This window comes from Candidatus Magnetobacterium casense, assembly GCF_019173545.1.
Taxonomy (GTDB): domain Bacteria; phylum Nitrospirota; class Thermodesulfovibrionia; order Thermodesulfovibrionales; family Magnetobacteriaceae; genus Magnetobacterium; species Magnetobacterium cryptolimnobacter.
In genome coordinates, this window is the sequence record NZ_JABXWD010000250.1 from 1 (window position 1) to 5,106 (window position 5,106).

3 protein-coding genes are annotated in these 5,106 nt (G+C 45.9%); 1 reads left to right on the top strand and 2 read right to left on the bottom strand.

Going from position 1 to position 5,106, the window contains the following annotated elements:
• Positions 1–72 precede the first annotated feature (72 nt).
• Positions 73–384 (bottom strand): hypothetical protein, encoded by a 312-nt coding sequence (locus HWQ67_RS12445; protein ID WP_218253012.1) that lies wholly within the window; start codon positions 382–384, stop codon positions 73–75.
• Between the two features lie 31 nt (positions 385–415).
• A complete protein-coding gene (gene treS / locus HWQ67_RS12450) occupies positions 416–3,829 on the bottom strand; it encodes a maltose alpha-D-glucosyltransferase (RefSeq protein ID WP_218253013.1) in 3,414 nt (1,137 codons plus the stop codon).
• A gap of 553 nt (positions 3,830–4,382) precedes the next feature.
• On the opposite strand from treS, the gene HWQ67_RS12455 reads away from it, so the two are divergent.
• Positions 4,383–4,724, top strand: coding sequence for a DUF6538 domain-containing protein (locus HWQ67_RS12455; RefSeq protein ID WP_218253014.1), 342 nt, complete (start codon positions 4,383–4,385; stop codon positions 4,722–4,724).
• Positions 4,725–5,106 lie beyond the last annotated feature (382 nt).

Here is a 5,106-nt window from a genome sequence, read left to right on the forward strand (position 1 = left end):
ATGTCTTTCTCCTTTCTGCATGTGTTATTACATACAAATATTATTACACATAAACCACTTTTTTTCAATACTTTATACATCGTCCACGCTTGTTTGGAGTGCTACCGATACCTGTCTCTCTCCTATAAGCCTCCACTGCGTCAACTTAAACGATCTCAAGAGTATCTTGTCATTGTCGCTATTTGCTGAAAGCCCTATCATCTTGTAGAAGATATCGCTGTTCATCGAAAGCGCCAGGATTTCATTCTTGTCACCAAGTCTTACAGCCTCCAGGTATTTCTCTGCAAGTTCCTCCGGCGTCTCCTTGAGCAACTCAGAAATTACCGTCAAGGTGGTTACAACTATAACAATGATAACTACCAACTTGCTGTTTCTTCTAAACATCAAATATCCTCTTAAGTGTGTATCCAAACATTTAAATACCCAGGATGCTCTTGATCCCTCTTATTGGCACGATCACCATATCGAGACGATTATTTAGCTCATATCCGACCTCATATACGGCCTTGTCAAGGAGGTATATCCTCATCAGGGTCTTTATTTCGGCCTGATCGAAGGAGAGTTGAGGGGATTTTTTGATCGCCTCCAGGTAAGAGTTGATAAATATCCCGCTGACGCAGATATACCACATGTGCGCATAGTCCTTTAGTTCATCAATGTCCCACGCTGAGAACACATCGGTTTTCAACAGCGTGGAGTAAGAGGCGTATGAGAAGGAGCGTATCATGCCGGCGAGGTCCTTTAGCGGGGAGCGTTTTAATCTGCGCTCGTTGATGGATTTTGAGGGTTCGCCTTCAAAGTCGGTCACGATGATGTCATTACCGGTGTACAGGAGCTGCCCAAGGTGGTAGTCGCCGTGGATTCTGATCTTTACGGAGGATATCTTGATATCGACGAATGTGTTAAACACCCCTATGATATCTTTTTCACGCTCAATCAGTTCATCTGCCTCTTGCCTGAACTCGTAGGGGATTCTCCCGATGTTCTTTTTTAATAGCTCAAACACCCGTTTTGTCATATTGTGCATCGATTGAAACAACGAGCGTTGATACAAGGACGTAAAGGCTTCGGGGGCAAAGTCATCAGGGTTTGTCTCGTTACAGAGCGCCATGTGCATGTTGGCTGTTTTCTTGCCGATCAGGTCTGCGGCCTCTATGTACTTGATCCCGATGAACTCAGATAATGTGGCGGACAACTTCTCACCGGTTACGGACAGGAAGTCCTTGAGAAAACCTTTGGCGACGGTCAATTCCCTGGTGGCATCTTCCTTGGCCGACAGTATCTTTTCATAGTACATCCTTAGAAAGTCCAGGGTAAAGACCCAGGCATTGCCCTGGTTTGGCATAAAGACCTGCAGATGCCCCAGGTGATAGGAGTGCCCTGAAGACCTGTCCTTGTACTCAAGAAATCCCCTGAAGTGAGGGATGCTTACGGATGACGATTTATTTGAGATATCGTTGTCCGTCAGGAGTTTTGTCAACTCTATGTCGGGGTTTATCCCCTCCTCGATCCGTCTGTAGAGCTTCAGGAACAGCTTGTCTTCATATAGGATTGCAGTATTGCTTTGGTCCGTCTTTGACACCTGGGATGACTTTATGGCGTCGTAGACATCACCGGAGTCCCTGTGACGTTTCTCAAGGGAGTCGCCGGGTTCACCATCTTTGCCATGTAGGCGTCTTCTCTGGCGTTTTTCAAAAAAGCCACCGAGTTCACCATTTTTGCAATTCAGGCGTCTTCTCTTTAATATAAACGAAAGGAGGCTCATTCTAAAGTCCTCGTTATAGCTTGCGTCATACAACACACCCTCGTATAATCCGAGCTTTACATTTGCTATTACCGAAAACGGGTATTGTTGACGCACGTGTGTTGCACTCTCCCCCATTGCCACGGCAACCGGCAGCACATAGGTATCCGGTAAGCCTTCGGTGTAAAAGACATTAAGCAGGATTATATAACCGGGCTGTGTCGAGCCATAGAAATGGATATCTTCGATTATCTCCGTATATTGAACATTGCGTGCCTTGGCGGCAAACCACCTGTTTTTGACCAGATAGGATGGCAATATCTCTTTTTCGATCTGCCCCTTGAGTTTGCCGGTAAACATCTCATCTGCTTTAGAGTTCAATTCTATTGTATGTATCTCTCTTAGATGTTCTTCGATGGCCATTTTGTGTTCTTTTTTCAGGTGAAACAAGAAGTAATCATACGGTGAGAGGGTGAACAGATAAGGGGTCTCTTTGATCATCACAAACTCATTGTCACTGATTATCTCTTTTGGTATTAAACCGGCATACTGTCTCATATCCAGCTCAACCGACTGTGAAAACCGTGACAGATTAACAACAACCAGGAGCGTCTCATCCTCATACTGTCTGATAAAGGATAGCACCTTTGGGTTTTCCGATCTTATGAATTTGATATTGCCACGGCTTAAGGACTTGAACTTCTTGCGAACAGAGATTATCCGCTTCATCCACCACAGCAGGGATGATATGTTTCGTTCCTGGGTATCGACGTTGACCACCTCATAGTGATACTCGGGGTCCACGATCACGGGCAGGTAGAGTTTCTGTGGATTGACGTTAGAGAATCCCGCATTTCTTTGTGCGCTCCACTGCATGGGCGTTCTGACGCCATCCCTGTCGCCCAGGTAATAATTATCCCCCATACCGATCTCATCGCCATAATAGATCACCGGGGTGCCGGGAAAGGTCATAAGCAGGATGTTCATCAGCTCTATCTTGCGTCTGTTGTTTGCCATCAGGGGGGCGAGGCGTCTGCGGATACCTACGTTTATCCTCATCTCCTTGTCCCTTGCGTAGACCCTGTACATATAGTCCCTCTCCTCGTCCGTTACCATTTCAAGGGTCAATTCGTCGTGGTTTCTCAGAAACATCACCCACTGACATGCAGGCGGGATTGCGGGGGTTTGCTCCATGATATCCACCAGGGGGTAGCGGTCCTCAATCTGTATGGCCATAAACATCCGCGGCATCACGGGAAAGTGGAAGGCCATGTGGCAGGCATCTCCGTCACCAAAGTACTTAACGGCGTCCTCCATCCACTGGTTTGCCTCGGCAAGCAGCATCTTGCCCTTGTGCTTTTTATCTATGTGGCTTCTTATCTTTTTTATGAGATCGTATGTCTCGGGGAGGTTTTCGCAGCCGGTACCCTCGCGCTGGTAGAGATAGGGGACGGCGTCCAGACGCAGGCCATCCACGCCCATGTCAAACCAGTAGTCGAGCACCTTGAGCATGGCCTTGCGGACATCAGGGTTGTCATAGTTAAGATCAGGTTGATGTGAGTAGAATCGGTGCCAGTAATATGCCCGTGCAACGGAGTCCCATGTCCAGTTAGATGCCTCAAAGTCCTTAAAGATTATCCGTGCCTCTTTGTACCTATCCTGGCTGTCGCTCCACACATAGAAGTCCCTCTTTGAGGAGCCGGGCCTTGCCCGCCGGGACTCCTGAAACCACGGGTGTTTGTCCGAGGTGTGGTTTAACACCAGCTCCGTAATGACCCTGATCCCCCTCTTGTGGGCCTCGGCAAGGAACTTCTTAAACTCGCGCAGGGTTCCGTAATTTGGGTGTATATTAAAGTAATCCGCTATGTCATAGCCGTCATCTCTTAGCGGAGACGCATAAAATGGAAGCAGCCATATAGCGGTGACCCCCAGGCGTTCAATGTAGTCCAGCTTTTCAATCAAGCCATTGAAATCTCCTATGCCATCCCCTACGCCGTCGTAAAAGGCCTTGATATGCAACTCATATATTATCGCATCCTTATACCATAACGGATCGCTGCTTAGTAAAATGCTCCTGCTTGCCATAAACACCCCTTAGTATCTGCAAAATTCGGTAGTAATCCCTTCAAACGTGGTAACATTAGCTGCCGCATAATAACAATGCCATATTATGAGATATAGCAATGGCTCACAATCAACCATGGTTGATTGTGATGGTACCATCATTACAGTATACCATTTTTAGGTTCTCTTTTACAATCGATTGTATCGCCCCATAAACCTATTTACACTCACCAAACCACCACCAACCCCGCGAATTTCCTTGACTTATCCCCTCACGAGCTGGTATAGGTCCACTCAGACTAGTGCACAAACTATTACACATTTTGAGCAAAAATTACCAACACCGTTACCATGTTATGGCGATATTTATAAGGAAACTCAACACTTTACGCTTACCCCTCTCCCTGGGAGGTTCAAATCCCTGCACCGCCATTGTTTATGCCTTAAACCAGCCTAAATCAAGGCTCTCGCCTCCCACCAAATCCCAGGAACTCCGGTGGTCCATAAACTGGTCCACATTTTGTAAGTCCGACTCGCCCAGCATCATCTCCAAATACCCCCTTCGGTGCCCCTGATGAAAAACCTCACCTCATACAAGGGCTGCTACTATCTGCGGGTAAGAGTTCCTGTACGGCTGCAAAAATATATAGGATATAAATTCCTGAGAAAATCCCTTGGTACCAAAAATGTAAAGCTCGCTAAGATAGCATGTAAGGCTTTAACAGTAAAAATTGAAGAACTGTTTATTTTTACAAGAATTATGAACGATACACAGATAAAAGGGATGGTAAAGGAGTTTTTTAAGAACTACCTCGATAGAACTGAGGCTTATCGCAGTCAGTACGGGGAAATATCCCCTGATGTAGTAAAGCACTTGGCTGATTTTAAAGGATACTTCGCTGATAAACATTCATGAATAGGAGCCATATTCACCCCCGCACATGAAAATGTATTTCACGGTAAAAGATTTAGAGGCTCTTTTTAACTCCCCTGTATATAGAGCAAGAGAGAATGTGGATGTATACCCAGAGAGGTGGTGGATACCTCTGATAGCCTTATTTTCTGGAATGAGGCTGTCAGAGATTGCCCAGTTGCATAAACTTGGGTTTTGGGCGAGTAGGCACACACGGAGAGATGTGCATAGTATTCATGCGGGTTTGCAGACAAAAAGAGGTAAAAAAGTTCAAAGCTCGTAGATATATTCACCCCAAAATAAGCCTTGACATTACAATGTAGTATATGCTATATTGGTAGATATGTACTTGAGAACGACAACTCGGAAAAATACGGATGGTTCG

Bases quoted from the DNA above. Each gene is read 5' to 3' on its own strand.
- HWQ67_RS12445 (WP_218253012.1), bottom strand. From the start codon at position 384: ATGTTTAGAAGAAACAGCAAGTTGGTAGTTATCATTGTTATAGTTGTA.
- treS (WP_218253013.1), bottom strand. From the start codon at position 3,829: ATGGCAAGCAGGAGCATTTTACTAAGCAGCGATCCGTTATGGTATAAG.
- HWQ67_RS12455 (WP_218253014.1), top strand. From the start codon at position 4,383: ATGAAAAACCTCACCTCATACAAGGGCTGCTACTATCTGCGGGTAAGA.